The organism is Thiobacillus sp., from assembly GCA_024235835.1.
Classification (GTDB): Bacteria; Pseudomonadota; Gammaproteobacteria; order Burkholderiales; family Thiobacillaceae; genus PFJX01.
This window is the reverse complement of sequence record JACKLQ010000002.1, coordinates 834,817-860,091: the sequence shown is the minus strand read 5'-3', so window position 1 is coordinate 860,091 and position 25,275 is coordinate 834,817. Positions and strand designations below refer to the sequence as shown.

The window sequence follows — 25,275 nt, the reverse complement described above, 5'->3', positions numbered from 1 at the left end:
ATGACTTCATCGCCCCATTTCGCCGCCGCCGATGCCACCCTGCTGGCCCCCAACGACGTGGATGCCGCCCAGTTGGACGGCATCTTCGGACAGCTCGCCGCCCATCGGGTGGACAATGCCGACCTCTATTTCCAGTACACCCGCTCCGAGGCCTGGAGCCTGGAGGAAGGCCAGGTGAAGTCCGGCAGCTTCAGCATCGACCAGGGCGTTGGCGTGCGCGCCGTGGTGGGTGACAGGACCGCCTTCGCCTATTCCGACGACATCCGCCTGCCCGCCATCCGCGAGGCGGCCGACACGGTGCGGGCCATCGCCGCCGCTGGCCGGTCAGCCACCGCCCGCGTGCCGGGCCGGGTGGAAGGTCGCAGCCTGTATGCCCCCACTGACCCCCTGGCCACTCTCTCCGAAGCCGACAAGGTGTCCCTGCTGCACCGTCTGGAGGACTACGCCCGTAAGCAGGATCCCCGGGTCACCCAGGTCATCGCCAGCCTGGCGGGGGAATACGAAGTCGTCTTCGTGACCCGCCTGGATGGCCGCAGCGCCGCCGACGTGCGCCCCTTGGTGCGCGTGTCGCTGCAGGTCATCGTCGAGGACCAGGGCCGCCGCGAGCAGGGTTCCGCCGGCGGCGGCGGCCGTTTCGACTACGGCTATTTCAGCGACGACCGGCTCGAGGAGTACGCCCGACTGGCAGTGAGCCAGGCCCTCACCAACCTGGATGCCCGTCCCGCCCCCGCTGGCGCCATGACGGTGGTGCTGGGCTCCGGCTGGCCCGGCATCCTGCTGCACGAGGCCATCGGCCACGGCCTGGAGGGTGACTTCAACCGCAAGGGCTCCTCCGCCTTTTCCGGCCGCATCGGCCAGCGGGTGGCCGCCGACGGCGTCACCGTCGTGGACGACGGCACCATCCCGGACCGGCGCGGCTCGTTGAACGTGGATGACGAAGGCACACCCAGCCAGCGCACCGTGCTCATCGAGAACGGCATCCTGAGGGGCTACATGCAGGACAGCATGAATGCGCGCCTGATGGGCATGTCGCCCACGGGCAACGCCCGCCGCGAGTCCTTCGCCCACCTGCCCATGCCGCGCATGACCAACACCTACATGCTGGCGGGGGGCAGGAATCCGGACGAAATCATCGCCTCGGTGAAGAAGGGCCTCTACGCCGTCAACTTCGGCGGCGGCCAGGTGGATATCACCAGCGGCAAGTTCGTATTTTCCGCCGCCGAAGCCTACATGATCGAGGACGGACGAATCACCTACCCGGTGAAGGGCGCCACTCTCATCGGCAACGGCCCGGACGTGCTTACCCGGGTATCCATGATCGGCAACGACATGAAGCTGGACCCGGGCGTGGGAACCTGCGGCAAGGAAGGCCAGAGCGTGCCCGTGGGCGTGGGCCAGCCCACCCTGCGCATCGAGGAACTCACCGTGGGCGGCACCCACGCCTGAGCCTCGCCACACCGGAAACAATAAAGGCCGGGCGTGCACCCGGCCTTTTGCATGGTGGCGGTGGCTCAGTCCTGGATCTTCAGCTCCACGCGGCGGTTACGCATGCGACCTTCCTCCGTCTCGTTGTCGGCGATGGGCATGGATTCGCCATAACTCTTGGCCGACAGGCGCTCGGCGTCGACGCCCTTGGAGATGAAGTACTGCATCACCGCCTTGGCGCGGCGCTCGCCCAGACCCAGGTTGTACCAGTCCGAGTTGCGGCTGTCGGTGTGGCCCCCGATCTCCACCTTGACGCCAGTGTTGGCCTTCAAGGTGGCCACGGCATCGTCCAGGATGGCAATGGCGTCGGGCCGCAGGTTGGCCAGGTCATTGTCGAAGTTCACACCATGCAGGACGATGACCTTGGGCAGCGAGCATCCCTTGGCATCCACCTGGTCGCCGGCGGGGGTGGTGGGGCACTGATCCAGGTCATCCACCACACCGTCGCCGTCGAAGTCCATCTCGCAACCCTGGGCGTTCACCTTGCGGCCGGCCGGGGTGGTGGGACACTGGTCCAGGCGGTCCACCACACCGTCGCCATCGCCGTCCAGCTCGCAGCCATCCGCATTCACCTTGGCGCCTGTGGGCGTACCCGGGCACTTGTCCAGGGCGTCCACCACGCCGTCACCGTCGCTGTCCAGTTCACAGCCCTGGGCATTGACCTTGCGGCCGGCCGGGGTGGTGGGGCACTGGTCCAGGCGGTCCACCACACCGTCGCCATCGCCGTCCAGTTCGCATCCCTGGGCGTTCACCTTGGCGCCCTTGGGCGTGTTGGGGCAGCGATCCTTGTCGTCAGTGACACCATCCCCGTCACTGTCCGTCGGCTTGGGTGCCGCAGCGGGAGTGGGAGCGGGCGTTGGCGCGGGCTTCGCCGCAGCCACGTCACCGGGGCAGGGCGGATCCAGCAAGGCGCGACCCGGACAGCCGATGGTCTTGTACAGTTCGTAGCCGGTGGTCTTGCCGCTGTTGCTGGCGGTATTGGTGGGATCGTAATAACTAGCGGCCTGGGCAGTGCTACCCATGGTCAGCAGTACGAGGAAAGCAAGCGGTTTGAGTTGCATGTTCGCTCCTTGTTGTTTGATCGGACAGGATGCCGCGCCGATGAAAAGATGGCGCGAGGGATTCGGTTTGGCTGGAGGCTGGGTGGGATGACCTCATCGGCAGGCCTGTTCCGGGGCGCAGACACCAGGACAGGCGCCGGGCTTCATTTTTTCAGTGCATCCCGGATTTCCCGCAGCAGGACGATGTCCTCCGGCGTGGGTGGGGGTTCAACGGGAGCGGGTGCTTCCTCCTGGCGCTTGAGCTTGTTGATGGCCTTCACTGCGATGAATATGGCCAAGGCGATGATGGTGAAATCGACGATGCTCTGGATGAAGGCCCCGTACTTGATGAGGGGCACGCCGGCCTTCTCCGCCTCCGCCAGGGTTCCGAAGCTCTGGCTGGAAAGGTTGATGAAGAGCTGCTTGAAGTCCACGCCCCCCATCATGGCCCCCAGGGGTGGCATGATCACGTCCTGGACCAGGGAAGTGACGATCTTGCCGAAGGCGCCGCCAATCACAACGCCCACGGCCAGGTCCACCACGTTGCCACGCATGGCGAATTCCTTGAATTCCTGCACGAAGCTCATGTCGCTCTCCTCATTAGTGGTTCGCATGAAATCACACTTGTCACCTGGCTACAGTGCCCAAGCTCACACCGACTTCAGCCCCATGGGGCAGTGGATCAATCCCCGCTCATGCCCGCCACGGTGATGCCAGCCTGGCCGGCAAAGGCAAGCATCCGGTTGATGGAGCGTACGGCGTTTCGCCCCACGGCCGGATCCACGCGGATCTCATTGTCGCCCGTCTCCAGCACATGCAACAGCTTCTTCAAGCCATTCATGGCCATCCACGGACAATGGGCACAGGAAACGCAGGTGGCACCCCGGCCGCCGGTGGGTGCCTCCAGCAGGGTCTTGCCGGGAGCGGCCTCCCGCATCTTGTGGAAAATACCGTTGTCGGTGGCGACGATGAGCACGGGGTTGGGCAGTTCGCCGGCGGCGCGGATGAGCTGGGTGGTGGAACCCACCACGTCAGCCAGGGCGATGACGCTGGCGGGGGATTCAGGATGCACCAGCACGGCGGCATCGGGGTGCTCCGCCTTGAGGGAGCGAATGCCATCGGCCTTGAAGCGCTCGTGCACCACGCAGGAGCCCTGCCAAAGCAGCATGTCTGCGCCGGTGGTGCGCTGCACGTAGTCACCCAGGTAACGGTCCGGCGCCCAGATCAGCTTCTTGCCCTGGTCCGCCAGGTGTTGGGCCACCTTGACCGCGATGCTGGATGTGACCACCCAGTCCGCCCGGGCCTTCACCTCGGCGGAGGTGTTGGCATAGACCACCACGGTCCTGTCCGGATGGGCATCGCAGAATCTGGAGAATTCGTCGGCGGGGCAGGACAGGTCCAGGGAGCATTCCGCCCCCAGGTCCGGCATCAGCACGCGCTTCTCAGGGTTCAGGATTTTGGCCGTCTCACCCATGAATCGCACGCCCGCCACCACCAACGTCCTGGCCTTGGATGCATGGCCGAAACGGGCCATCTCCAGGGAGTCCGATACGCAGCCCCCCGTCTCCTCAGCCAGGCGCTGCAGGTCAGCGGCGGTGTAGTAGTGGGCCACCAGGACAGCATCCTGTTCCGCCAGCAGACGCTTGATCCGGGCGATGAGTGTCTGCCGCTCGCCAGGCTCCAGATGCTCCTCCACGACGGGGGGAACATCCTTGACGGCATGGGCATGGGGGACGGAGGAGGATGGGGACGACATGGACAGTACGTGAATGATCGGGATTTCGGTTTTAGAGGGGGGGTGGGGGCCTGTCAAGCGGGATGCTCGTTGACTGCGCTGATAGACTTGGCCCATGCGACAACTGATTCTCGACATACGCCCCGACGACCCGCCCGGTTTTGACAATTACCTGCCGGGACCCAATGCCGAGGTAACGGCTGGACTTCGCTCCATGAACGGCCCGGCCAAGGCCTTCTCCGGAGAACACGTGATCTACTTGTGGGGCGAGAGCGGCGTGGGCAAGAGTCATCTTCTCCAGGCCTGGGCCCGCCACGCCGGCGCTGGGGTCTGCCACGCCGGCCCCTTGCCGGAGACCGACTCCGCGCTGCTGGCCGTGGACGACGTGCACAACCTCGACGAAGCGGACCAGATACGCCTCTTCTCCCTTCTCAATGCCGCTCGGGAATTGGGAGGCCGGGTGGTGGTCGCCGGTTCTTTGCCTCCGGGACAACTGGACATACGCCCGGACCTGGCCACCCGCCTGGCCCAGGGCCTGGTGTTCCGCATCCAGCCCCTTTCCGACGCAGACAAGGCCCTGGCCCTGGGCATCCGCGCCGAGTCCCATGGTCTGCGGCTTGGCGACGACCTGATCCGCTACATGCTGACCCATTGCCGCAGGGACCTGCCCCGCCTGCTGGCCATGGTGGATGCCCTGGACACCCTTTCCCTGAGCCGGAAACGGCCCGTGTCCCTGCCTCTCCTGAAGGAGTTGCTGCAGGCATCCGCCTGAACCCGTTCAGACGATGAGACTACTCTGCGCCATCAGCCACCACGGCCTGGGACACCTGGCCCAGGCCGCGCCCGTGCTGAATGCCCTGGCCATGATGCGGCCCGACCTGGACTGGCTGATCTGGTCCGGCCTGCCGAGGCAAGCCCTCGAGCAGCGTATCCGCATACGCTTCGACCATCGCCACGAAGGTGCGGATCCGGGCTTGCTGATGAGGGACGCGGTGCGCGTGGACAGACAGGGGAGTCTCCATGCCTATCGGGAGCTCCATGGGCAATGGCCCGCGCGCGTGGCCAGGGAAGCGGACTGGCTGGGCAGTGAGCATGTGACAGCGGTGCTGAGCAACGCGGCCTACCTGCCCCTGGCGGCTGCCGGCAAGGCCGGCATCCCCTCTCTGGGATTCTGCTCGCTCAACTGGCTGGATATCGTCCATCACTACCTTGGGGACGCCCATGAACTGGCCCAGGCCTTCGCGGACATGCGTGCAGCCTATCTGGATGCTCGCGCATTCCTGCGCCTGGCACCAGGCCTGCCCATGGCGTGGATGAACAATCTGGAGCCCGCGCCCCCCGTCGCGCACCTGGGCCAATGTCGGAGAGGGGAAATCGATGGCGGGCTGGGTCTGAGGCCGGACGCAAAACTGGTCATGCTGGGGTTCGGCGGCGTGGCCTATGAAGGCACCACCCCCCTGCCCCACCTCCCGGGGGTTGTCTGGCTGGTGCCCGACACCTGGCCGCGGCAGCAACGCGAGGACATACGGTCCTTTCAGGAAGTCGGGTTGCCCTTCGCGGACCTGCTTGCGTCTTGCGACGCCCTGGTCACCAAGGTGGGTTACGGCAGTTTCGTGGAGGCGGCGGGCCTGGGATTGCCCGTACTGTATCTGGACCGGCCGGACTGGCCGGAAACGGCCTGGCTGGCGCCTTGGCTGCAAGCACACGCGCGAGCCCGCGCCATCGACGAGCGGACGCTGTTTACACCGGCGCTGGGCGGCGCGCTGGAATCTGTTTGGGCGAGCCCGCGCCCCACCCCCCCGGATATCGGAGGCGCGCCGGCCATTGCCCGGCGCGTCATCGAACTGCTTGAACTGTAATCAGCCCTTGTTGGCTTCCGCCGCGATTTCCGCGTGCACCTGAGCCATGTCCACCTCCCGGGCCCGTGTGATGAGATCATCAAAGGCACCGGCGGGCAACGCTCCGGGCTGGGCGTAAATGATGACCTTCTCGCGGAAGATTATCAGGGTGGGAATGGAGCGGACCTGGAAATGGCCGGCCAGTCCCTGTTGTTCTTCAGTATTCACCTTGGCGAAGGTGATGTCCGCATATTTGTCGGCGGCGGCCTCGAACACGGGCGCGAAGCCGCGGCAGGGACCGCACCAGGGCGCCCAGAAATCGATCACGACAAAGTCGTTGTTGAGAACGGTCTGCTCAAAGTTTTCGTCGTTCAGTTCCAATACGGGCATGGGCCACCTCTGTTATCTCGTTGCGCCCTTCTAGCAAAGGCAAAAAAAAGACCGGCTCTAAGGCCGGTCTAGGCATGTTACCACGCTCAAGGAGGGATAAAACTCTTACGCCTATCTAGTGGAGAGCACTTTCGCTGTCACCCCGCCGTTGCCAGACGGGGGCGGTGCTCCCCCGATTTTCTCCACATGTTCGAACCCATCTTCAGGTTGGCTTTGACTTCGGCACGATTCACCGCGGCAATCAATTCCGTGGCCAGGAGCCTGGCTTGGCTTGGCGTCAGACTCAGCAACCTGGATTCGCTTCCGTCCCCAACTCTGAGGGAAATGTGATCCGTACCATCCAAGCCCGCGACTACCGTTACTTCCACTTTGTCCTGTTGAGATTGAATCATTTGACTCCCCTGGTTAGACCAAATGGCTACCACCGGGAAGCACGATCCATGCCATGGACAGAAATCAGATTGGCGCGCACAACTCATTAACTTTTAAGCAATTATTAAAAAACTCCTTGCGGCACGGAAAATTCATCTGATGAACGTCTCGACACCCCTGTCAAACTTTCAACAGTCAGACAGAACCATGCCGCCCAACATATAACTTTGTGTGTGAGCTCGATCACTTCAGCCCGAGCATGCAGAAAGTGGAAGGTGGTAATTGCATGGAGGACTGAAGATTGCCAGGCAAAGGCGATGTCCCGCCGGTTAATGAAATAACCCGCGCAACGAATTGGATGCCGGGTGAGCAGCCACTGAAGCAGGCGCTCCATGAAGCCTGGCGCCGCCAGGCGTACTCGGGAACTTATCCGGAGGAATGGCCCTGCGACGGGCACCCATGATCACAGGCCAGTGCGAGGCATGGTGTGAGGCCCCGCACCGGCTACCCCATCGTGGACGCAGCCATGCGCCAACTCAACCAGACGGGCTACATGCACAACCGCCTGCGCATGATCGCCGCCAGCTTCCTGGTGAAGGACCTGCATGTGGACTGGCGCTGGGGCGAGCGCTACTTCGCAGACAAATTATTGGACTACGACTTGGCGGCCAACGTGGGGGCGTGGCAGTGGAGTGCCGGGGTGGGCACGGATGCCCAGCCCTGGTTTCGCATCTTCAATCCGGTGACCCAGTCGGAGCGGTTCGATGCGGAGGGGCGGTTCATTCGGCGGTATGTGCCGGAGTTGGCGGGGGTGTCGGATCGGTTTTTGCATGCGCCCTGGAAGATGTCGGTGGCGGAGCAGGTGGGGTTTGGGGTGGTGATGGGGCGGGATTACCCGTTACCCATCGTGGACCATGCGCGGGCGCGGGAGGTGACCTTGGCGTTGTTCAAGGACATGCCCGCGGGCTGAGTCTGTCTCCTCCCTTTTTCACAAGGGGTCAGCGGGGCTCAACGTGGGTTCAGGCCAACCTACGCTTGCCTCTTGAAAAGGCGTCCTAGGAGGGCCAGCCCTAGCCCCATCATTATCCAGGTTCTCGGTTCCGGGACCGGAGCTGACAGCACGACATTGTCAAGGGCAATGGCTTCCATTTCGGGTGTGTAATGCTCGGCGTTGATCCACAGGGCATCCAGGTCGGAAAGCACGGCAAGCAACTGGGCGTTGGAGGCAGGGGCCCCCGAGAATATGTCGCCGACCCGCCAACCACCGCCGGAAAGGGTGATTTCGATGTGGCTCCAGCTGATGGGTGTGGTGTAAAGCAGACTGGATGTGGCGTCATAGACCAGCGTCATGCCTGCGCCCTTGAGAACCACCTCCGCTTCGTTGGCATAGCCGGTGCCAGGTGTGAATACGGAATAATCGAAAGACAGGGTGCCACCAAAAGCGGACGATTTGTCCCCCAGGAATGTTGCCGGAGCACTGAAATAAGTCCAATGGTTGTCGGGATCTATCAGCACGATCGAGCCGGAGAAGTCGGGGTTACCGTCCATGTCTGGCAATGGACCGACCGATGCCACGACGGACCAGTCGGGCGAGCCTGTGGTGGTCAGCCCGCCCCAGCCCTCCGCATCGGTTGCGAATGTGCTGCTGGCGAGGGGGATGCCGGCCAAGGCTGGCATGGAGAAGCCCCCGACGATGAGGGCGATGGCAACGGATTTGGTATGCATGGCACTCCCTGTCTGGATGGTTTTTATTTGATCGGAACCGTGCTCGATTTACACGTGAACCACGGCATTGATGTTACCGCGTCGAATGTTATGGACACCAGACCACCTTTGGGTGCGCCCAACGGAGGTTTCCAGGCTGAATTGCTGTACTGCGTGCATGTTCCCCGGGCAACCCTCTATCATCCCGGACCATGGATGCACACAAACTCATCCCCCACCCCGACACCCCCTGCGATGCCGTCCGTGGCATCGAGGTGAACGTGCACCTCGCCCCATCCGGAGACCTCATTCTTACCTACACCCTCAAGGCAGACCTGGCGGCCCTTCGCATCCCACCGGCCATGACTCCCGCCCGGGGGAAGGACCTGTGGAAACGTACCTGCCTCGAGGCCTTCCTCCAGGGCGAGGACGCCCCCGCCTACCGGGAATTCAACTTCTCCCCCTCCGGCCAATGGCAGGCCTATGCCTTCACCGACTACCGCCAGGGCGGCCCGCTGGCGCTGGCCCCCGCTCCAACTATGGGGCGCATCGACAAAGACGGCCGGATCACGCTGAAATGCAAGCTTCCCGCCGAGGCCCTGCCCAAGGGCACGCTGCTACGCTTGGGTATCACCGCCGTCATCGAGGACGTCGACGGCGGCTTGTCCTTCTGGTCCCCGCGGCATCCGCCGGGCGAGCCGGATTTCCACCATACCGACAACTTCGCCCTGACTTTCTCGCGTCCATGAAATTCGGCCTCGACCGCCTGCTGCGGGAACCTGAACTGCGTGCCCCCCTGAAGGGCAAACGCATGGCCCTGCTGGCCCACCCCGCCTCCGTCACGGAAGACCTGACCCATGCCCTGGATGCCCTGGCGGCCCTGCCGGAGATCAGGCTCACCGCCGCCTTCGGTCCCCAGCACGGCCTGCGGGGCGACAAGCAGGACAACATGATGGAGTCGCCGGATTTCCAGGACCCGGTGCACGGTATCCCCGTGTTCAGCCTGTACGGCACAGTGCGCCGGCCCACGGACGCCATGATGGACACCTTCGACGTGCTGCTGGTGGACCTCCAGGACCTGGGCTGCCGCATCTACACCTTCATCACCACCCTGCGCTACGTGCTGGAAGCCGCCGCGCAGCATGGCAAGAGCGTGTGGGTGCTGGACCGGCCCAACCCCGCCGGTCGTCCCGTGGAGGGCCTGACCCTGCGGGCCGGCTGGGAGAGTTTCGTCGGTGCCGGGCCCATGCCCATGCGCCACGGCCTGACCCTGGGGGAACTGGGCCATTGGTTCATCAATGAACTGAAGCTGGACGTGGACTACCGCGTCATAGAGATGCAGGGCTGGCAGCCGGACGCGGCACCGGGCTACGGCTGGCCCCTGGTTGAGAGGGAGTGGATCAACCCCAGTCCCAACGCACCCAACCTGTCCATGGCGCGCTGCTATGCGGGCACGGTGATGCTGGAAGGCGCCACCCTGTCGGAAGGGCGGGGCACCACCCGGCCCCTGGAGCTATTCGGCGCACCGGACATGGATGCCCGTGCCGTGATTGCCAGGATGCACGACCTGGCGCCCCAGTGGCTGCAGGGCTGCCGCCTTCGGGAATGCTGGTTCGAGCCCACCTTCCACAAGCACGCGGGCCGGTTGTGTTCTGGCGTGCAGATCCATGTGGAGGCGGGGCATTACAACCATGCCGCCTTCCGCCCCTGGCGGCTCCAGGCCCTGGCCTTCAAGGCACTGCGGTTGTTGCGGCCAGAATATCCCCTCTGGCGGGACTTCCACTACGAGTACGAGCACGACCGCCTGGCCATCGACCTCATCAACGGCAGCGAGTTGCTGCGCCGGTGGGTCGATGATCCATCGGCGCAACCCGTTGATCTGGATGCCTTGACTAAGAAAGATGAGGTTGCTTGGTTAAATATGCGGGAAGCAGTGCTTTTGTATAGCTGAGTGTGGACCCCAAGCGGACGTTGGTGTTGTAGAGCTAATACATTCCTACATTGACTTAAATGCCAAAGAGAATCAGGGAGCAAAAATGGCAATTTATCGATGCAACAAGTGTGGACACGTGGCTGAACTTGCCCAAGACAGCGTGGGTATGACAGTGGATTGCCGCCAATGCGGACAACCCAGCACTGTCCACGACACGGTGTTCTTTGTGCGCAAGGTTTTGGAAAAATACTTTTCGATGCAGGCCTCTCTTAAGCGGGCTGAGGCAGTGACGGATGCGGTGGAAGATAGAACCAAGGAGGAACCCCAGGAACAAGGTCGCTCTACCGCTCTGGAGGGTATCAACGTCTACAACACAGACCTGATCAGCTCTGATCTGCAGCACGGTCCGATCCATGACTGGTTCACGACCAAGAGCATCAAGATCCAGCCAAATCACAGAGCCGTCGACACCACAGGTTTTTTTGATGAGGTGGCTGTCGAGATCGGGAGGAATTACGAGTTGTTCAAGATGGTGGTGGACCAGATTCGATATGCCCAGACCAAGAACCACACCAGCGTAAATTTCAACTTGTCTAAGCGCGCCCAGAAGGAGGCCCAATCCATCGCGGCCTTTTGTCGACAGCTTTACGACTACTCCTTTGCCTCAAAATATTTTTATCAGAAGCCCGAAAAAATTGTCCGTCTGGGCGTGCAGGTGTCACCGCAGATCCAGAGTTTCTTTGCCGGAGAATGGTTGGAATGGTTTGCGTTGATGCAGGTGCTGGAACTGAGCCAGGAGTCACGTGCTCGTCTTTCCTGTACGCGAAATCTAACGCTTACGTTTTCCAATGAAGACGCCCATGAACTGGATGTGTTCTGCATCCTGAATGAAAAGATGCCGGTATGCATCGAATGCAAGTCAGGTGAATTCAGACCGCTCATCGACAAGTATGTCGGTCTGCGAAAAAGGTTGGGGCTTAACAAAGCCCAATTTGTTATCTGTGTTGCGGGTTTGCCTGACGATCAGGCTGCTGGTCTAGGCAGCATGTATGACCTTACCTTCGTAAATGAACAGGGGCTGAGAGCCCATCTGCAAAGCTTGGTGCGGTAGCATTTCCAAAGCTGGATGTCGCGCTGCTCAGCCCGACTTACCCCTGGTGTTTGAGCCCTTCCCGCACCGTGGGGTAGCGTAGTTGGAAGCTCAATTCTTTCTTGATGCGCCGGTTCGAGAGCTGGCGGGACTCTGTCAAAAACGTGCGCATGGCCGGGGTGACGGCGGCGATGACCTCCGCCCGGCTCAGGCGGGGTGGCCTTGGCAGGTCCAGGTGGTCCGCCACCACGTCGAACCAGTCGCCCATCTTCAGGCCGCTGTCGTCCACGGCGTTGTAGAGCCGGTTGGGACGGCCCCGGAACAGGGCGGTGACGGCCAGGCGCGCCAGGTCATCCGCGTGGATGTGGTTGGTGTACACATCGTCCTTGGCAAGGATGGCGGGGAGCCCTTTCTTGACCCGCTCTGCAGGCATGCGGTCCTGAGCGTAGATGCCGGGTGCCCGCAGGATGCTGACCCTGGGACCGCCACTGCCGAAACGGCGCAGGCGGGCCTCCGCGTCGGCCCGGCGTTTGGCGCGGGTGTTGTTGGGGCGGGAAGGCCAGGTCTCCGGCACCACCGCGCCGCTGCAGTCGCCGTAGACGCCGCTGGTGCTGATGTAGACCAACGACACTGATAAACTGGCTCGCCCCAGGGCAGCCAGCAGACGTTTGGTCCGAGGGTCGGTCTCGCCTTCTGTGGGGGGCGGCGCGAAGTGCAGGACCCGGTCCGCCAGGGCGGCGATGCGGGCCAGGCTCTTGCGGTCATCCAGGTCGCCCCCAATTGGAGTGACGCCAGCGGCGCGCAGTTCGTCATGGCGTTCCCTGGACCGGGCCAGGGCATACAGGCGGGCATGGCCCCGGAGTAGCCGGGCTGCCCTCAGGCCCACGTCGCCGCAGCCGACGATGAGAATTCGCATATGCAGTGTGTTCGAGAGGATTGTTTGATGTCTTACCAGGTCACGATACAGCCCAGCGGCCATCAGTTTACCGTCAACGAGGGCGAGACTCTGCTGGGCGCCGCCCTCAACGCCGGCTTTGCCCTGCCCTACGGTTGCCGCAACGGCGCCTGCGGGGCCTGCAAGGGCAAGGTGCTTTCCGGGGCGGTGGACTACGGCGTGCATCAGGAAGGCGCCCTGACGGCGGAGGACAAGGCCAAGGGCCTGGCCCTGTTCTGCTGTGCCCAGGCCCAGTCCGACCTGACCATCGAGGTGAAGGAAGTGGGGGCTGTGAAGGACATTCCCGTAAAGACCCTGCCCTGCCGCGTGGAGCGCATGGAGAATCTTGCGCCGGACGTGATGGCCCTATGGCTCAAGCTGCCCTCCAACGAGCGGCTCCAGTTCCTGCCAGGCCAGTACATCGATTTTCTGCTCAAGGACGGCACCAGGCGCAGTTTCTCCCTGGCCAACACGCCGGAGGCGGATGCCCTGCTGGAACTCCACATCCGCCATGTGCCCGGCGGCAAGTTCACGGACCACGTGTTCAACACCATGAAGGTGAAGGACATCATGCGCATCTCCGGTCCCCACGGCAGTTTCTTCCTGCGGGAGCCGGCGGACGGCCTGGCCAAGCCCGTTCTCTTCCTGGCAGGCGGCACGGGTTTCGCTCCCATCAAGAGCATCCTGGCCCATGCCTTCCACCATGAGGTGGATCGGGAGATGGTGCTTTACTGGGGCGCCAAGGCCCTGGTGGACCTGTATGAGCCTCAGGTGCCTGCCGGCTGGCAACAGGCCCACAAGAACTTCAGCTTCATCCCCGTGCTGTCCGCCCCGGCGGCGAGCGACAACTGGTCGGGCCGCACGGGCTACGTGCATGAGGCCGTGCTGGCGGATTTCGAGGATTTGTCGGGCTATGAAGCCTATGTGTGCGGTGCGCCGGCCATGGTGGATGCGGCCCGAAAGTCGTTCTCAGCCAGGGGGTTGCCCGAGGACGCCTTCTTTTCCGATTCCTTCGATTTCCAGCCGTCCACCTGAGGCCCGGCCCCCCATGCCGCGGGGCGGCCTGCGTCAACCGGGCGGGGGTGTAATGCCTTGCCCCGGGATTTCAGCGGTCTTGGGCTTGTCCTCGATGGACTGTGGGAGCTGGAGTTTCTCCAGCAGGTCCTGGGCGTGGCAGTCCCGGGCCTTCTTCAAGGCCTTGCGCAGCTTGCGCTCGTCGCCGGCGAAGTGGGCTCGAAGGGCATCCAGCAGGGCATGATCGGCGGCGGTCTGGTGGCGGTTCTGGCGCCAGGCGCGCAGGTCTTCCGGTAGACGCAGGGCGGTACGTGCAAGATGCAGCAGAAAACTCGCCAACACGAAGCCGCCCGCCAGCAAGGCCACCGTCAGCAGGAAAGACATCTCCAGGCGCCAGGGTGGAAACACGACGATGACATAGCCCTGGTCCAGCCGGGCAATGAGGGTGATGGCCACCGCGAGGGCGAACAGGGTCAGGATCCAGAAGGCCGTCCTCATTCCTTGCCTCCGCGCACCGCCTGCACGGCCTTCAGGCTGGCCTTGATCTGAGCGTCCTTCAGGGCCACGGGGGCCTGGAGCAGGTCGCCCACGCTGGCCAGGAAGGCCTGGGTAGCCGGGTCGTGGCGGCTGAAGTGCCGCTCCACCCAGGCGCGGGCTTGGCCAAGGTCGCCGCGGAAGGTGGCCTCATCCCGCTGGATCATGGCCAGGCGGGCGGAGAGCAGGCGCATCTTCAGGTTCTGGTGCAGGAAATAACTCTGCGCCGGGGTCAGCAAGGGCAGTTCCGGATGGTCCAGGCGGCGTATGCGCAACATGCCCTTGATCTCGTTCCAGGCGTCCCGGCTGAAGGCGCCCAGGGTGTCCAGGGTACCGCTTCGAGGGGGCGCGGCGGCGGGCGGCGCGGGCTCGCTGTCCGCCTCGGTCTTCAGGTTGTCCACGGCCTGCATGAGGGCCTCCAGGCGCGCGCTCACACCGTCTATGTCCGCTGCAGGCAACAGTTTCAGCCGTTCCATGTCCTGCAGGATGGTTTGGCGCAGGGGAGCGAACTGGGGCTTGGCCAGTTTCACCAGACGGTCGTTGGCCGCTTCCAGGCCGATCAGGGCGGCCTTGACGTTGCCGGCCATCTGCAACTGCTGCTGGGCCAACAGCAGGGTCTGCTCGATGTCTGCCACCACCCGCTCGTCGGCGCTGTCGGCCAGCTCCTGGTACATGGCGTTCAGGGCCACCTGCTGGTTCTGGGTTTCCTGGGCCAGGTTCTCCAAGGTCATGAGACGGTTCTGCAGGTCAGCCAGGGCCTCGTTGGCGGCCTTGGCCGCGGCCCGGGCGTCCCGGCTGGCGGTATCGAACTCGCCGATGCGCCGGGCCAGCTGCACCTCCAGGGAGCGCATCTGGGTGTAACCCTGCCAGCCCACCGCCACGGCGCCCGCCACGGCCACCAGGGCCAGCACCAAAGCGGTGGGGGCGATCCAGCCGTGACGGCTGGCGGGCTTTCCAGTGGGGGAAGTGGGCGGTGAGGTGAGGATGGGTTCTTCAGTCATGGGTGAAGTATTCCACAAGGCTGGCTGTGAGTTCTGCCCCGGGGGGCAGGGGGGCGATCGCCGTCAGAACTCCAAGCGCCTTGGCGTGGCTCGCGATGCGCGGATGAGGAACGAACAAGGGCGTCTTCATCAGGAAAGGCCGGCCGGCGTCGCCGAGGAGTTGCCACAGATTGTCCAGGGTCTCGCTGCTGTAGGCGGTGACTGCCTGTATATCGCCGGTCCTGAAGGACTCCAGGATGGAGGATGTGTTCGCCATTTCCGGCATACCCCTGCGGTAGCACTCGGCGTAGGCTACCTGGGCACCCCGCGCCCGCAGGGCCTCGGCCAGGGTCTCCCGGCCGCCCTCGCCGCGAAAGATGACGACATGCCGGCTGGATACCTGCTGCAACTCTGGCAGGGACAGCAGATGCTCGCTGTCGGCGCCGTCATCCGGTTCCAGGATTTGAGTGAAACCCAGGGCGCCCAGGGCCTGGGCCGTACCTTGCCCTATGGCGGCCATGGCCAGTCCCTTAGGCCAGGAGCAGCAAGTCTTGACAGCCGCCAAGCCCCGCTGGGCGGCAGTGGGGCTGATGAAGATGGCCAGGTCGAAGCGGTCCAGGCGGGCGAGGAGTTCCTGCAGCGGGGCCGGATCGCTGGGGGGCAGGATCGCCAGGGCGGGGAAGAGTATCGGGCGGGCCCCCAGTTGCTCAAGTCTTCGTACCAGGCCGGCAGCCTGTTCCCGGGGTCGTGTGACCAGGACGCCGAGACCCGCCAGAGGAACTTCGGAAGGGTCTGTCCCCGGGCCACCCCCCGTGGAGGCCAAGTCGTTCTTGGGGCGGCCCGGTGAACGACTCGAGGGGGTCATGGGTTGCGGTGGATGATTTCCGCCAGCAGGGTATCCGCGCCTTGGCTGATCAGGTCCTGAGCCGCGGCCAGGCCCACCGCCTCGGGGTCGTCCATGGCGCCCGAGGTTTCGCTGCGGTAGAAGCGGATGCCCTCCAGGTCGGCGACGAAGGATCGCAGATGAATCCGTCCATCCCTTATTTGCGCGAAGCCGCCGATGGGGGCCTGGCAGCCGCCCTGGAGCCGGCGGCTCATGGCGCGCTCGGCCCGCACGCAGGCTGCGGTCTCGGGGTCATTCAAGGGAGCCAGCAGGGCGGCGATATCCGGTCGGCCGCTGCGGATCTCAATGCCCAGGGCGCCCTGGCCCACCGCCGGCAGGCTTTCCTCTGGCGGGATCTCTGCACGGATGCGGTCCTGGAAGCCAAGGCGCTTGAGGCCTGCGGCGGCCAGGATGATGGCATCGTACTGGCCCTCGTCCAGCTTGCGCAGGCGGGTGTTCACGTTGCCCCGCAAGGTGTCGATCACCAGGTGGGGGAAGTGGGCGCGAAGCTGGGCCTGGCGACGCAGGCTGGAGGTGCCCACCCTGGCGCCGTCGGGCAGGTCGGCCAGGCGGGCGTAGGCGTTGGAGACAAAGGCGTCCCGTGGATCTTCCCGCTGGGAGATGGCGGTAAGCTCGAAGCCCTCTGGCAGGTCCATGGGCACGTCCTTGATGGAGTGCACGGCCAGGTCGGCACGGCCTTCCGCCATGGCTACTTCCAGTTCCTTCACGAACAGCCCCTTGCCGCCGATGCGGGACAGGGGGGAGTCCAGGATCTGGTCCCCCTGGGTGGTCATGCCCAGCAGTTCCACCTCCAGGCCGGGGTGCAGGGCCATGAGGCGGGCTTTGACGTGTTCCGCTTGCCAGAGGGCGAGTTGGCTCTCCCGGGTGGCGATGACGATCTTATTGTTCATATATGTGACCTAGGGCAGACGAACTATTGGGCTTGTACGAAAGCCTGACTAGAATGTTTATGAATCTTGGAAAACGGCGATGAAACAAAGACTTGTATTTCTGTCGGCGATTGTAGCATGGGCCTTGGCCACCCCCTTCCAGCCCGCATGGGCTGAGGAAGGCGTGCCCTATGCGCGCAACCTGCAGAAGGACGGCAGGCTGGCGGACAGGAAGAACGGCGTCGTGCTGGTGATGTTCTCCGGCGAATACTGCGGCTACTGCGAGCAGGTGCTGAACGAGTTCCTCATCCCCATGAGCCGCAACCCGGACTACCAGAACAAGCTGGTGATGCGCCGGGTGGACAACACGGGCTTCACCACGGTGAAGGACTTTGACGGTACGGTGGACGACCACCGCAAGTTCAGCAGCGAGCAGGGCATCCGCATGGTGCCCACCGTGGTGCTGTTCGACAAGAACGGCAGGCAGTTGGGCAAGCCCCTGGTGGGGCTTACCACCGTGGATTACTACGGCTACTACCTGGACCAGGCCATCGACGCCGCCCTGGCCAAGGTCAGGGGCGGCAGCACCACCTTGCGCTAACCCGGGTCGAAGTCCTTGACCACGTGGGCCTGGCGCCGGGAGACGGGCAGTTGTTCAGGCCAGTCCCGCAGCAGAGTGACCCAGTGCCCCCCTTCGGCATCATGGATGCGCTTGAAGCCCAGCACGTGCTGGCGGGCCACAAGGCAGTTACGGTGGATGCGCAGGAAGGCCTCGGAAAACTCTTCTTCCAGCTTGACCAGGGACTCGTCCAGCAGGTATTCCCGCTCCCGAGTGCGGGCCGTGACGTAGCGCTGCTCGGCCCGCAGATAGAGCACGTCCGCCACTGGGATCTGCCACACGCGGCCCCGTTCCTGGGCAGTCATGTGGCTGCGGCTGGCTGCGGGGGCACGGCGTGGCACCCGGGATAGCGCCTCCTTCAGACGATTCAGCCGCACGGGCTTCAACAGATAGTCCACCGCCCGCAGATCAAAAGCCCGCAGGGCGTGTTCCTCATGGGCCGTGACGAAGATGACGGCGGGAGGATGGGGCAGGGCGGCTATGTGCCGGGCCGCGTCCAGGCCGGTGATGCCTGGCATGTTGATGTCCATCAGGATGACATCGGCCAGCACCGTGGCGCACTTGGCCAGGGCGGCTTCCCCGGTGGCGGCTTCTGCCACCACCTCCACGGGAAGTTCACCCGCCAGGTCCGCCAGCAGGGCCTTGAGGCGCTCCCGGGCAACGGGCTCGTCATCCGCCAGGATGAGGCGCAGGGGATCACTCACGCCCGGACCCCGGGGGTGAAATCAGAACGAAGGCGGAAGTCTCCTTTGTCATAATCCATCCCTGTCATGATTTTCCGGCGAACGCTACCACCCCATGAGCCAAAACGAAAAGCAGCACGATGCGAAAACCTGGTCCGGACGCTTCACCGAGCCGGTGTCGGAACGGGTGAAGCGCTATACCGCGTCCATCCCCTTCGACTGGCGCCTGGCCCCCTTCGACATCCAGGGCTCCCTGGCCCACGCGGCCATGCTGCACAAGGCGGGAGTGCTGACGGGCCAGGACCTGGAAGACATCCGCCGGGGCCTGGGCGAGATTCTGGCAGCCTTCGAGGCGGGCGACTTTCCCTGGACCCTGGACGACGAGGATGTGCACTTCACCATCGAGCGGGCCCTGACCCGCAAGGTGGGGGATGCGGGCAAGCGCCTGCATACGGGGCGTTCCCGCAACGACCAGGTGGCCACGGACATCCGCCTGTGGCTGAGGGACGCCATCGACCGCATCCTGACCTTGCTGAGGAATGCGCGCACGGCCCTGCTGGATCAGGCGGAGCAGCATGCGGACACGGTGATGCCCGGTTTCACCCACCTCCAGGCCGCCCAGCCGGTGACCTTCGGCCACCACCTCATGGCCTGGCACGAGATGCTGGTGCGGGACAGCGAACGCCTCGCGGATTGCCGTCGCCGCGTTAACCGCCTGCCCTTGGGTGCCGCTGCCTTGGCGGGCACCAGCTTTCCCATTGACCGGGGGTTCGTGGCGCATCAACTGGGTTTCGAGGCGGTGTGCGAGAACTCCCTGGACGCTGTGTCGGACCGGGATTTCGCCATCGAATTCCTTGCCGCGGCCGCCCTCGTCATGACCCATCTGTCGCGCATGTCCGAGGAACTGGTGCTGTGGATGACGCCCCGCTTCGGCTTCATCGACCTGCCAGACCGCTTCTGCACCGGTTCATCCATCATGCCCCAGAAAAAGAACCCGGACGTGCCCGAGCTCATGCGCGGCAAGACGGGGCGCATGAACGGTCACCTGGTGGCCCTGCTGACTTTGATGAAGGGCCAGCCCCTGGCCTACAACAAGGACAACCAGGAGGACAAGGAGCCCCTGTTCGACGCCGTGGACACCCTGGTGGATTCCCTGGCCATATTCGCCGAGATGGTGCCGGGCATCCGCGTGAAGGCGGAGGCCATGCGGCGCGCCGCCATTGAAGGCTTCGCCACCGCCACGGACCTGGCGGACTATCTGGTGAAGAAGGGGCTGCCCTTCCGCGAGGCCCACGAGGCCGTGGCCCGGGCCGTGCGGGCGGCGGAGGAACGGGGCTGCGACCTGGCGGATCTGCCCCTGTCCGAGTTGCAGTCTTTTTCGCCCCTGGTGGGTGAGGACGTGTACGGCGTGTTGACCCTGGAGGGATCGCTGGCGGCGCGAGACCACATCGGCGGTACCGCCCCCAACCAGGTCAGGGCCGCCGTGGTCCGCGCCCGCTCACGCCTGTAGCTGGATGTCCCTGCCCGCCTGTGCAGAGGCGAAGGCAGACAGGGCGGCGAACAGTTCCTCTCCGCTGCGCGTATCCCGCCAGGCGCTGCCGTCCCAGCGGTAGTGGTAGCCGCCGCTCTTGGCGGCCACCCAGATTTCCTGGGTGGCAGACTGCTTGTTGATGATGATCTTGCTGCCATTTTCGAACTCCACCTCCAGGATGCCGCCGGGAGCCAGTTCGAAATCCAGGTCGTCATCCACCGCCTCCAGGGCGTGTTCGACCCCGCGCAGGGTATTGTCGGCCAAGCGGGTGTATTCACTCTCGGTCATAGGTGCTCACAAGTAATTCGCCGGGCCGCCCCGGTTCTTTCCTGGCCCCCACGGGGGGCGGCTACGACCATGGGGGCGGAGCCGGGGCCATTCACAACATGCTAGACTCTGGGCCGGATTTTAACGGTGCCGCCATGCGCTTTCCGAGCCGATATCTCATCTTGTCGTGCGTTCTACTCGCCCTTGCCGCCTGCGGCAAAAAGGGCGATCTCTACCTGCCCGACACTCCCGCCAAACCCCAGCAAACCCAAGCCGCGAAATGAATCACCTCACCCGTCGGAGCGGCCTGCTCCACGTGGAGGATGTGCCTCTGGATGCCATCGCCAGCCAGTTCGGCACGCCCTGCTACGTCTATTCCCGCGCAGCCCTGGAAGAGGCCTACCGGGCCTACGACCAAGCCCTGACGGCCCATCCCCACCTCATCTGCTACGCAGTGAAGGCCAACTCCAGCCTGGCGATCCTGAACGTGTTCGCCCGCCTGGGGGCAGGCTTCGACATCGTCTCCGGCGGTGAACTCGCCCGGGTGCTGGCGGCGGGAGGCGACGCCGGCAAGGTGGTGTTCTCCGGCGTGGGCAAGAAGGAGGAGGAGATGCGTGTCGCCCTGGAGGCGGGCATCCACTGCTTTAACGTGGAATCGGAAAGCGAACTGGCACGGCTCAACCGCGTGGCGGGAGAGATGGGACGAGTCGCTCCCATCAGCCTGCGCGTGAATCCCAACGTGGACGCCAAGACCCATCCCTACATCTCCACCGGCCTCAAGGAGAACAAGTTCGGCATTGCCCACGAACAGGCTCAGCGGGTCTACCAGGAAGCCGCGGCCATGGCCCACCTGAGCCTGGTCGGCATCGACTGCCACATCGGTTCTCAACTGGTGGACGTGTCGCCCTTCGGCGAAGCCCTGGACAAGGTGCTGGAACTGGTGGCCGCGCTGAGCGCGAAGGGCATCCGGCTGGAGCACATCGACATCGGCGGTGGTGTAGGCATCCGCTATCGGGATGAGTCACCCATCGCCAGGGATGCCTACGCTGAGGTGTTGCTGTCGCGCATGGCGGGACGCAACGAAACACTCGTCATCGAACCAGGTCGCTCGCTGGTGGGCAACGCGGGATGGCTGCTGACCAAGGTGGAATATCTCAAACACGGCGAGGCCAGGGACTTCGCCATCGTCGATGCCGCGATGAATGATCTCATGCGGCCCTCCCTGTATGACGCGTGGCATGACATCGTGCCCGTGCAGGAGCGGCAGGGCACCCCGCGCAACTACAGCATCGTCGGGCCAGTGTGCGAGAGCGGTGATTTTCTCGGCCATGATCGCGACATGATCCTCGCGGAAGGAGACCTGCTCGCTGTCTGCTCCGCGGGGGCTTATGGCATGACCATGAGCTCCAACTACAACACTAGGCCACGTGCCGCGGAAGTCATGGTGTTGGGCTGCAAGGCGCATGAAATCAGGGCTCGCGAAAAGGTGACAGATTTATTCGAACAGGAACGTGTGGTGCCCTAGTGCATGCCGGCAACAAATATATTTACAAAAGCGCGTAGCCCCTTGCGGAGCGCGCTTTTTTTTGTTCTACAATCGAAGCGCGCCTCATAAACTTGTGGAAATGCTTGAGGCACAAGGCTTTCCGGCCGATTACCTTTCTAACAGAGGAGTCACATATGCCTGCTGCTAAGTCTGCTAAGAGCACCACGACAGCGAAGAGCACCACCAAGAAATCCACTGCTACTGCGGCCGCGAAAGCGGCCGCACCTGTAAAGAAAGCCGCCGCGCCCAAGGCTGCTGCCGCCAAGCCCGCTGCCAAGAAAGCCGTAGCGCCCAAGGCTGCTGCCGCCAAGCCCGCTGCCAAGAAAGCCGCCGCGCCCAAGGCTGCTGCCGCCAAGCCCGCTGCCAAGAAAGCCGCCGCGCCCAAGGCTGCTGCCGCCAAGCCCGCTGCCAAGAAAGCCGCCGCGCCCAAGGCTGCTGCCGCCAAGCCCGCTGCCAAGAAAGCCGCCGCCCCCAAGGCTGCTGCCGCCAAGCCCGCTGCCAAGAAAGCCGCCGCCCCCAAGGCTGCTGCCGCCAAGCCCGCTGCCAAGAAAGCCGCCGCGCCCAAGGCTGCTGCCGCCAAGCCCGCTGCCAAGAAGGCCACCGCCCCCAAGGCTGCTGCCGCCAAGCCCGCTGCCAAGAAAGCCGCCGCGCCCAAGGCTGCTGCCGCCAAGCCCGCTGCCAAGAAGGCCACCGCCCCCAAGGCTGCCTGAGTTTTTCATTCGTACTCAAAAGGCGGGCTTGTCCCGCCTTTTTCTTTTGGCTCAATTCGCGTTAATTAGTGACGGGCTCATCTCCTGAGCCCCTGGTTTGCCAGACTGGCCCCATCGGCACGGTGAACAGGAGGGCGAAATGAAGCCAAGGGAACTGAAGAAGCTCAAGGAGCTGTTGGCCAGACTGACCTACGGGCAGCGCCAAGAGCTGATGAAAGAATGGGCGAATTCGAGGCCAAGTGGGATGACGCCTACTTGCCGATTGGCCAGTCCTGGCGCCGGAATTGGTCACGGATCGTCCCGTTCTTCGACTACCCGCCGGAGATCAGGAAGGTGATCTACACGACCAACGCCATCGAGTCGGTGAACATGAGCCTGCGCAAGATCACCAAGAACCGCGGCTCGTTCCCGAGCGACGAGGCCTTGCTGAAACTGTTCTACCTGGTGCTGCGCAATATCAGCCAGAAATGGACCATCCCCATCCGAGATTGGAAAGCCGCATTGACCCGCTTTACCATCCAATTCGAGGACCGGATGACCAACCTCTAACCAAAACCCCGTTTACACAAAATTCGGGACACCCTCACATGGCCAGAATCAACCAAGGCACATAACTCCTTCAACATTCTCCCCCTCTACCCACTTTTTGCGTTTGTCTGGAAAAGCGATTATTAGATACACCACATGTGTCCCATGCATCCTATCCCAGCCTAAGCGTTGGCCCCCATTCCCCTCTGAGCCGCCTCGCCAGGGCGGAAAACTCGGGGGTTTTCGGCGAGTATGTTTGAGCCCCAAAGGGGCGAGTTACGCAGCCGCCCGAGTTTTTTGTTCTGGCGAGGGGACCCGAAGGGCGGCGAAGCGGGGCGGCCTTCTTCTGGTTACACTTCTGGTTACTCTTCTTGGCCGCTCAAGAAGAGTAACGCGCTGCCGGGCGCCCCCGGCCAAACACCCTGGCCTTACGTGGTGCCGGCAGAGCAACGCACTCATCAACGCTCCCGCAAACGCAACCGACGCTGGAATCCCCCCTCCCCCCCTTTGGGAAAGGGGGGAAAGACTCAGCCTGCGGGCATGTCCTTGAACAACGCCAACGTCACCTCCCGCGCCCGGGCGTGATCGACGATGGGCAGCGGGTAATCCCGCCCCACAACCACCCCACACCCCACCTGCTCCGCCGCCGGCATCTTCCAGGGCGCATGCACATACTTGTCCGGCACGCCAGCCAGCTCCGGCACATACCGCCGAATGAACCGCCCCTCCGCATCGAACCGTTCCGACTGGGTCACCGGATTGAAGATGCGGAACCAGGGCTGGGCATCCGTCCCCACCCCCGCGCTCCACTGCCACCCCCCCACGTTGGCCGCCAGGTCGTAGTCCAATAATTTGTCTGCGAAGTAGCGCTCGCCCCAGCGCCAGTCCACATGCAGGTCCTTCACCAGGAAGCTGGCGGCGATCATGCGCAGGCGGTTGTGCATGTAGCCCGTCTGGTTGAGTTGGCGCATGGCTGCGTCCACGATGGGGTAGCCGGTGCGGGCCTCACACCATGCCCCGAAGTGTCCGGGCGGGTTGGGCCAGGGCAGGGCGTCGAACTTGGCCTGGAACGCGTGTGCCGTGGTCTCCGGGTAGTGCCACAGCAACATCTGGTAGAACTCCCGCCAGACGAGTTCCGAAAGCCAGGTATCAGCGCCCTCCCCGCCTTGCTCCAGGACGAAACGGGCCAGATCACGGACTGAAATGGTGCCAAAGCGCAGGTGCACGGAAAGGTAGGACGGCCCCTTGACGGCGGGGTGGTCCCGGGTCTCCCGGTAGCTGTCCATGCGGCCCTGGAAGTCCTGCCAGCGGGCCTGGGCGCCGGACTCGCCAGGGACAATGCCAAGGTCATTCAAATTGGTGGCCTCAAAGCCCAGCTCAGCCAAGCTGGGCATGGCCTCACCACCACCCGGCGCCAGCTTGTGCAGCCACTCCTCCACCGGATGAGGCGCCAGGGCGGCGGCATCCAGCCGCCCCAGCCAGGCCCGTTTGTAAGGGGTAAAGACGTGGAAGGGCTTGCCGGCGGCGGTGAGGATGTCGTCGGTATCGAGGACCACCTGATCCTTCACCAGATGGAGATCGCGGCCGTCCGCCGCCAGGCTTCGGGCCACGGCCGCGTCACGTTCCCGGGCAAAAGGCTCGTAGTCCCGTGCGGCGAACACGGCCTCCACCCCCAGGCGGGCGGCCAGACCCGGGATGGCCTGGCGGGCGGACCCGTGCAGCACATGGAGTACGCCGCCCCGGGCCTCCAAAGCCGCCTTCAGGGCGGCCACGCTGGCGTGGATGAACTCCACCCGCCGATCGGCCCGGTCCGGCAGGGCATCCAGGATGTCCGCATCGAACACGAAGACGCAGTGCACCCGGCCGGCCGCTTGGAGGGCGGCGCTGAGGGCGGCATTGTCGTTGAGGCGCAGGTCGCGCCGGAACCAGATGAGGGCGGAATGCATCGGTGCATTTTGAGGTCGCGAAGGGAGGGTTACAATGAATCATCCTTTGTGGAACCCACCATGGAAAACGCCAACTTCACCGACCACTTCCTCATCGCCATGCCCAACATGCTGGACCCCAATTTCGCCGGCACGTTGACCTATGTGTGCGACCACGGGGAACAGGGAGCTCTGGGTGTGGTGGTGAACCGACCCATCGAACTGGACATGGAAACCCTGTTCACCCAGATCGGCCTGGACCTGACGGATGATCTTCTCAAGAAAGCCACGGTCTACTACGGCGGCCCGGTGCAGGTGGAGCGGGGCTTCGTGCTGCACCGGCCCGTGGGGGACTGGGGATCCACCCTGTCGGTGAACGACAAGGTAGGGCTCACCACCTCCAAGGACATCCTGGAGGCCACGGCCCGCCAGGAAGGGCCCAAGGAGATCATGGTGACACTGGGCTACGCTGGCTGGGGCCCCGGCCAACTGGAGGACGAGATCAAGCAGAACGCCTGGCTCACGGTTCAGGCGGACCCGGAGGTGATCTTCGCCCTGCCGCCGGAGGAACGCTTCTCCGCCGCCATGCACCTGCTGGGCATCGACCTGTCCATGCTCTCCGAGGAAGCCGGCCACGCATGACC

General features: G+C 64.0%; 27 protein-coding genes and 1 pseudogene. 14 read left to right on the top strand and 14 right to left on the bottom strand.

Features of this window, described 5'->3' with window-relative positions; translation table 11 throughout:
* Positions 1-1,446, top strand: coding sequence for a metalloprotease TldD (gene tldD / locus H6935_12295; protein ID MCP5279125.1), 1,446 nt, complete (start codon positions 1-3; stop codon positions 1,444-1,446).
* A gap of 65 nt (positions 1,447-1,511) precedes the next feature.
* Here tldD and H6935_12290 read toward each other — a convergent pair whose 3' ends face one another.
* The 3 genes from H6935_12290 to nadA all read right to left on the bottom strand — a co-directional run bounded on the left by H6935_12290 (position 1,512) and on the right by nadA (position 4,281).
* Positions 1,512-2,546, bottom strand: a complete 1,035-nt coding sequence (locus H6935_12290) for an OmpA family protein (GenBank protein ID MCP5279124.1) — start codon at positions 2,544-2,546, stop codon at positions 1,512-1,514.
* 143 nt (positions 2,547-2,689) lie between these two features.
* Positions 2,690-3,112, bottom strand: coding sequence for a large conductance mechanosensitive channel protein MscL (gene mscL / locus H6935_12285; GenBank protein MCP5279123.1), 423 nt, complete (start codon positions 3,110-3,112; stop codon positions 2,690-2,692).
* A gap of 95 nt (positions 3,113-3,207) precedes the next feature.
* Positions 3,208-4,281 carry a quinolinate synthase NadA gene (gene nadA, locus H6935_12280; protein ID MCP5279122.1) on the bottom strand — a complete coding sequence of 358 codons (1,074 nt, stop codon included), beginning with the start codon at positions 4,279-4,281 and terminating at the stop codon, positions 3,208-3,210.
* 94 nt (positions 4,282-4,375) lie between these two features.
* Here nadA and hda point away from each other — a divergent pair, with 94 nt between their 5' ends.
* Positions 4,376-5,032: a DnaA regulatory inactivator Hda gene (gene hda, locus H6935_12275; protein MCP5279121.1), complete on the top strand. Its 657-nt coding sequence runs from the start codon at positions 4,376-4,378 to the stop codon at positions 5,030-5,032.
* A 13-nt stretch (positions 5,033-5,045) separates the two neighbouring features.
* The gene (locus H6935_12270) at positions 5,046-6,119 is read left to right on the top strand and encodes a hypothetical protein (GenBank protein ID MCP5279120.1); all 1,074 of its coding nucleotides are present in this window, start codon (positions 5,046-5,048) and stop codon (positions 6,117-6,119) included.
* Here H6935_12270 and trxA read toward each other — a convergent pair whose 3' ends face one another.
* On the bottom strand, positions 6,120-6,488 hold the full coding sequence (gene trxA, locus H6935_12265) for a thioredoxin (protein ID MCP5279119.1): 369 nt from the start codon (positions 6,486-6,488) through the stop codon (positions 6,120-6,122).
* A gap of 496 nt (positions 6,489-6,984) precedes the next feature.
* A complete protein-coding gene (locus tag H6935_12260) occupies positions 6,985-7,254 on the bottom strand; it encodes a hypothetical protein (GenBank protein ID MCP5279118.1) in 270 nt (89 codons plus the stop codon).
* Between the two features lie 132 nt (positions 7,255-7,386).
* Between H6935_12260 and H6935_12255 the strand changes: the two genes are divergently transcribed.
* Positions 7,387-7,830, top strand: a complete 444-nt coding sequence (locus tag H6935_12255; protein MCP5279117.1) for a hypothetical protein — start codon at positions 7,387-7,389, stop codon at positions 7,828-7,830.
* 59 nt (positions 7,831-7,889) lie between these two features.
* Here H6935_12255 and H6935_12250 read toward each other — a convergent pair whose 3' ends face one another.
* Complete coding sequence (locus tag H6935_12250) at positions 7,890-8,585, bottom strand: PEP-CTERM sorting domain-containing protein (protein MCP5279116.1); 696 nt, start codon at positions 8,583-8,585, stop codon at positions 7,890-7,892.
* A 191-nt stretch (positions 8,586-8,776) separates the two neighbouring features.
* On the opposite strand from H6935_12250, the gene H6935_12245 reads away from it, so the two are divergent.
* From H6935_12245 to H6935_12235, 3 genes are all read left to right on the top strand, one after another.
* Positions 8,777-9,313 (top strand): DOMON-like domain-containing protein, encoded by a 537-nt coding sequence (locus H6935_12245; protein MCP5279115.1) that lies wholly within the window; start codon positions 8,777-8,779, stop codon positions 9,311-9,313.
* Positions 9,310-10,515: a DUF1343 domain-containing protein gene (locus H6935_12240; GenBank protein ID MCP5279114.1), complete on the top strand. Its 1,206-nt coding sequence runs from the start codon at positions 9,310-9,312 to the stop codon at positions 10,513-10,515. The genes H6935_12245 and H6935_12240 overlap by 4 nt, the downstream gene beginning before the upstream one ends.
* A 118-nt stretch (positions 10,516-10,633) precedes the next feature.
* Positions 10,634-11,608 (top strand): hypothetical protein, encoded by a 975-nt coding sequence (locus tag H6935_12235; protein ID MCP5279113.1) that lies wholly within the window; start codon positions 10,634-10,636, stop codon positions 11,606-11,608.
* A gap of 37 nt (positions 11,609-11,645) precedes the next feature.
* Here H6935_12235 and H6935_12230 read toward each other — a convergent pair whose 3' ends face one another.
* Positions 11,646-12,707, bottom strand: coding sequence for an SDR family oxidoreductase (locus H6935_12230; GenBank protein MCP5279112.1), 1,062 nt, complete (start codon positions 12,705-12,707; stop codon positions 11,646-11,648).
* On the opposite strand from H6935_12230, the gene H6935_12225 reads away from it, so the two are divergent.
* Positions 12,675-13,556: a CDP-6-deoxy-delta-3,4-glucoseen reductase gene (locus H6935_12225; protein MCP5279111.1), complete on the top strand. Its 882-nt coding sequence runs from the start codon at positions 12,675-12,677 to the stop codon at positions 13,554-13,556. The genes H6935_12230 and H6935_12225 overlap by 33 nt on opposite strands.
* Before the next feature lie 33 nt (positions 13,557-13,589).
* On the opposite strand, the gene H6935_12220 is transcribed toward H6935_12225, so the two are convergent.
* Genes H6935_12220 through hemC form a run of 4 tightly spaced genes read right to left on the bottom strand, consistent with a single transcriptional unit; the run spans position 13,590 to position 16,843 of the window.
* Complete coding sequence (locus H6935_12220) at positions 13,590-14,033, bottom strand: heme biosynthesis protein HemY (protein ID MCP5279110.1); 444 nt, start codon at positions 14,031-14,033, stop codon at positions 13,590-13,592.
* Positions 14,030-15,070 carry a uroporphyrinogen-III C-methyltransferase gene (locus H6935_12215; protein MCP5279109.1) on the bottom strand — a complete coding sequence of 347 codons (1,041 nt, stop codon included), beginning with the start codon at positions 15,068-15,070 and terminating at the stop codon, positions 14,030-14,032. The genes H6935_12220 and H6935_12215 overlap by 4 nt, the downstream gene beginning before the upstream one ends.
* Positions 15,063-15,914, bottom strand: coding sequence for a uroporphyrinogen-III synthase (locus H6935_12210; GenBank protein MCP5279108.1), 852 nt, complete (start codon positions 15,912-15,914; stop codon positions 15,063-15,065). The genes H6935_12215 and H6935_12210 overlap by 8 nt, the downstream gene beginning before the upstream one ends.
* Complete coding sequence (hemC, locus tag H6935_12205; protein ID MCP5279107.1) at positions 15,911-16,843, bottom strand: hydroxymethylbilane synthase; 933 nt, start codon at positions 16,841-16,843, stop codon at positions 15,911-15,913. The genes H6935_12210 and hemC overlap by 4 nt, the downstream gene beginning before the upstream one ends.
* 79 nt (positions 16,844-16,922) lie before the next feature.
* Between hemC and H6935_12200 the strand changes: the two genes are divergently transcribed.
* Positions 16,923-17,423 carry a thioredoxin fold domain-containing protein gene (locus H6935_12200; protein MCP5279106.1) on the top strand — a complete coding sequence of 167 codons (501 nt, stop codon included), beginning with the start codon at positions 16,923-16,925 and terminating at the stop codon, positions 17,421-17,423.
* On the opposite strand, the gene H6935_12195 is transcribed toward H6935_12200, so the two are convergent.
* On the bottom strand, positions 17,420-18,145 hold the full coding sequence (locus tag H6935_12195; GenBank protein ID MCP5279105.1) for a response regulator transcription factor: 726 nt from the start codon (positions 18,143-18,145) through the stop codon (positions 17,420-17,422). The two genes, H6935_12200 and H6935_12195, sit on opposite strands and share 4 nt — an antisense overlap.
* A 94-nt stretch (positions 18,146-18,239) precedes the next feature.
* Between H6935_12195 and argH the strand changes: the two genes are divergently transcribed.
* Positions 18,240-19,634 carry an argininosuccinate lyase gene (gene argH / locus H6935_12190; protein MCP5279104.1) on the top strand — a complete coding sequence of 465 codons (1,395 nt, stop codon included), beginning with the start codon at positions 18,240-18,242 and terminating at the stop codon, positions 19,632-19,634.
* Here argH and cyaY read toward each other — a convergent pair.
* Complete coding sequence (cyaY, locus tag H6935_12185) at positions 19,623-19,943, bottom strand: iron donor protein CyaY (GenBank protein MCP5279103.1); 321 nt, start codon at positions 19,941-19,943, stop codon at positions 19,623-19,625. The genes argH and cyaY overlap by 12 nt on opposite strands.
* Before the next feature lie 259 nt (positions 19,944-20,202).
* Between cyaY and lysA the strand changes: the two genes are divergently transcribed.
* The 3 genes and pseudogenes from lysA (at position 20,203) to H6935_12170 (ending at position 22,727) form a co-directional block, all read left to right on the top strand.
* The gene (gene lysA / locus H6935_12180) at positions 20,203-21,447 is read left to right on the top strand and encodes a diaminopimelate decarboxylase (protein ID MCP5279102.1); all 1,245 of its coding nucleotides are present in this window, start codon (positions 20,203-20,205) and stop codon (positions 21,445-21,447) included.
* Positions 21,448-21,602: 155 nt separating this feature from the next.
* Complete coding sequence (locus H6935_12175; protein MCP5279101.1) at positions 21,603-22,178, top strand: hypothetical protein; 576 nt, start codon at positions 21,603-21,605, stop codon at positions 22,176-22,178.
* Between the two features lie 207 nt (positions 22,179-22,385).
* Positions 22,386-22,727 (top strand): annotated as a pseudogene (locus tag H6935_12170) (transposase).
* A 506-nt stretch (positions 22,728-23,233) separates the two neighbouring features.
* Here H6935_12170 and H6935_12165 read toward each other — a convergent pair.
* The gene (locus H6935_12165; GenBank protein ID MCP5279100.1) at positions 23,234-24,652 is read right to left on the bottom strand and encodes a deoxyribodipyrimidine photo-lyase; all 1,419 of its coding nucleotides are present in this window, start codon (positions 24,650-24,652) and stop codon (positions 23,234-23,236) included.
* Between the two features lie 60 nt (positions 24,653-24,712).
* Between H6935_12165 and H6935_12160 the strand changes: the two genes are divergently transcribed.
* On the top strand, positions 24,713-25,273 hold the full coding sequence (locus H6935_12160; GenBank protein MCP5279099.1) for a YqgE/AlgH family protein: 561 nt from the start codon (positions 24,713-24,715) through the stop codon (positions 25,271-25,273).
* Positions 25,274-25,275 lie beyond the last annotated feature (2 nt).

Bases quoted from the DNA above. Each gene is read 5' to 3' on its own strand.
- H6935_12215 (MCP5279109.1), bottom strand. From the start codon at position 15,070: ATGACTGAAGAACCCATCCTCACCTCACCGCCCACTTCCCCCACTGGA.
- H6935_12160 (MCP5279099.1), top strand. From the start codon at position 24,713: ATGGAAAACGCCAACTTCACCGACCACTTCCTCATCGCCATGCCCAAC.
- trxA (MCP5279119.1), bottom strand. From the start codon at position 6,488: ATGCCCGTATTGGAACTGAACGACGAAAACTTTGAGCAGACCGTTCTC.
- H6935_12240 (MCP5279114.1), top strand. From the start codon at position 9,310: ATGAAATTCGGCCTCGACCGCCTGCTGCGGGAACCTGAACTGCGTGCC.
- lysA (MCP5279102.1), top strand. From the start codon at position 20,203: ATGAATCACCTCACCCGTCGGAGCGGCCTGCTCCACGTGGAGGATGTG.
- hda (MCP5279121.1), top strand. From the start codon at position 4,376: ATGCGACAACTGATTCTCGACATACGCCCCGACGACCCGCCCGGTTTT.
- H6935_12255 (MCP5279117.1), top strand. From the start codon at position 7,387: ATGCGCCAACTCAACCAGACGGGCTACATGCACAACCGCCTGCGCATG.
- H6935_12250 (MCP5279116.1), bottom strand. From the start codon at position 8,585: ATGCATACCAAATCCGTTGCCATCGCCCTCATCGTCGGGGGCTTCTCC.
- H6935_12245 (MCP5279115.1), top strand. From the start codon at position 8,777: ATGGATGCACACAAACTCATCCCCCACCCCGACACCCCCTGCGATGCC.
- nadA (MCP5279122.1), bottom strand. From the start codon at position 4,281: ATGTCGTCCCCATCCTCCTCCGTCCCCCATGCCCATGCCGTCAAGGAT.
- H6935_12220 (MCP5279110.1), bottom strand. From the start codon at position 14,033: ATGAGGACGGCCTTCTGGATCCTGACCCTGTTCGCCCTCGCGGTGGCC.
- argH (MCP5279104.1), top strand. From the start codon at position 18,240: ATGAGCCAAAACGAAAAGCAGCACGATGCGAAAACCTGGTCCGGACGC.
- H6935_12165 (MCP5279100.1), bottom strand. From the start codon at position 24,652: ATGCATTCCGCCCTCATCTGGTTCCGGCGCGACCTGCGCCTCAACGAC.
- H6935_12270 (MCP5279120.1), top strand. From the start codon at position 5,046: ATGAGACTACTCTGCGCCATCAGCCACCACGGCCTGGGACACCTGGCC.
- H6935_12290 (MCP5279124.1), bottom strand. From the start codon at position 2,546: ATGCAACTCAAACCGCTTGCTTTCCTCGTACTGCTGACCATGGGTAGC.
- H6935_12200 (MCP5279106.1), top strand. From the start codon at position 16,923: ATGAAACAAAGACTTGTATTTCTGTCGGCGATTGTAGCATGGGCCTTG.
- H6935_12210 (MCP5279108.1), bottom strand. From the start codon at position 15,914: ATGACCCCCTCGAGTCGTTCACCGGGCCGCCCCAAGAACGACTTGGCC.
- tldD (MCP5279125.1), top strand. From the start codon at position 1: ATGACTTCATCGCCCCATTTCGCCGCCGCCGATGCCACCCTGCTGGCC.
- H6935_12260 (MCP5279118.1), bottom strand. From the start codon at position 7,254: ATGGAGCGCCTGCTTCAGTGGCTGCTCACCCGGCATCCAATTCGTTGC.
- H6935_12175 (MCP5279101.1), top strand. From the start codon at position 21,603: ATGCCTGCTGCTAAGTCTGCTAAGAGCACCACGACAGCGAAGAGCACC.
- mscL (MCP5279123.1), bottom strand. From the start codon at position 3,112: ATGAGCTTCGTGCAGGAATTCAAGGAATTCGCCATGCGTGGCAACGTG.
- H6935_12230 (MCP5279112.1), bottom strand. From the start codon at position 12,707: ATGCACGCCGTAGTCCACCGCCCCGGAAAGCACCTTGCCCTTGCAGGC.
- hemC (MCP5279107.1), bottom strand. From the start codon at position 16,843: ATGAACAATAAGATCGTCATCGCCACCCGGGAGAGCCAACTCGCCCTC.
- cyaY (MCP5279103.1), bottom strand. From the start codon at position 19,943: ATGACCGAGAGTGAATACACCCGCTTGGCCGACAATACCCTGCGCGGG.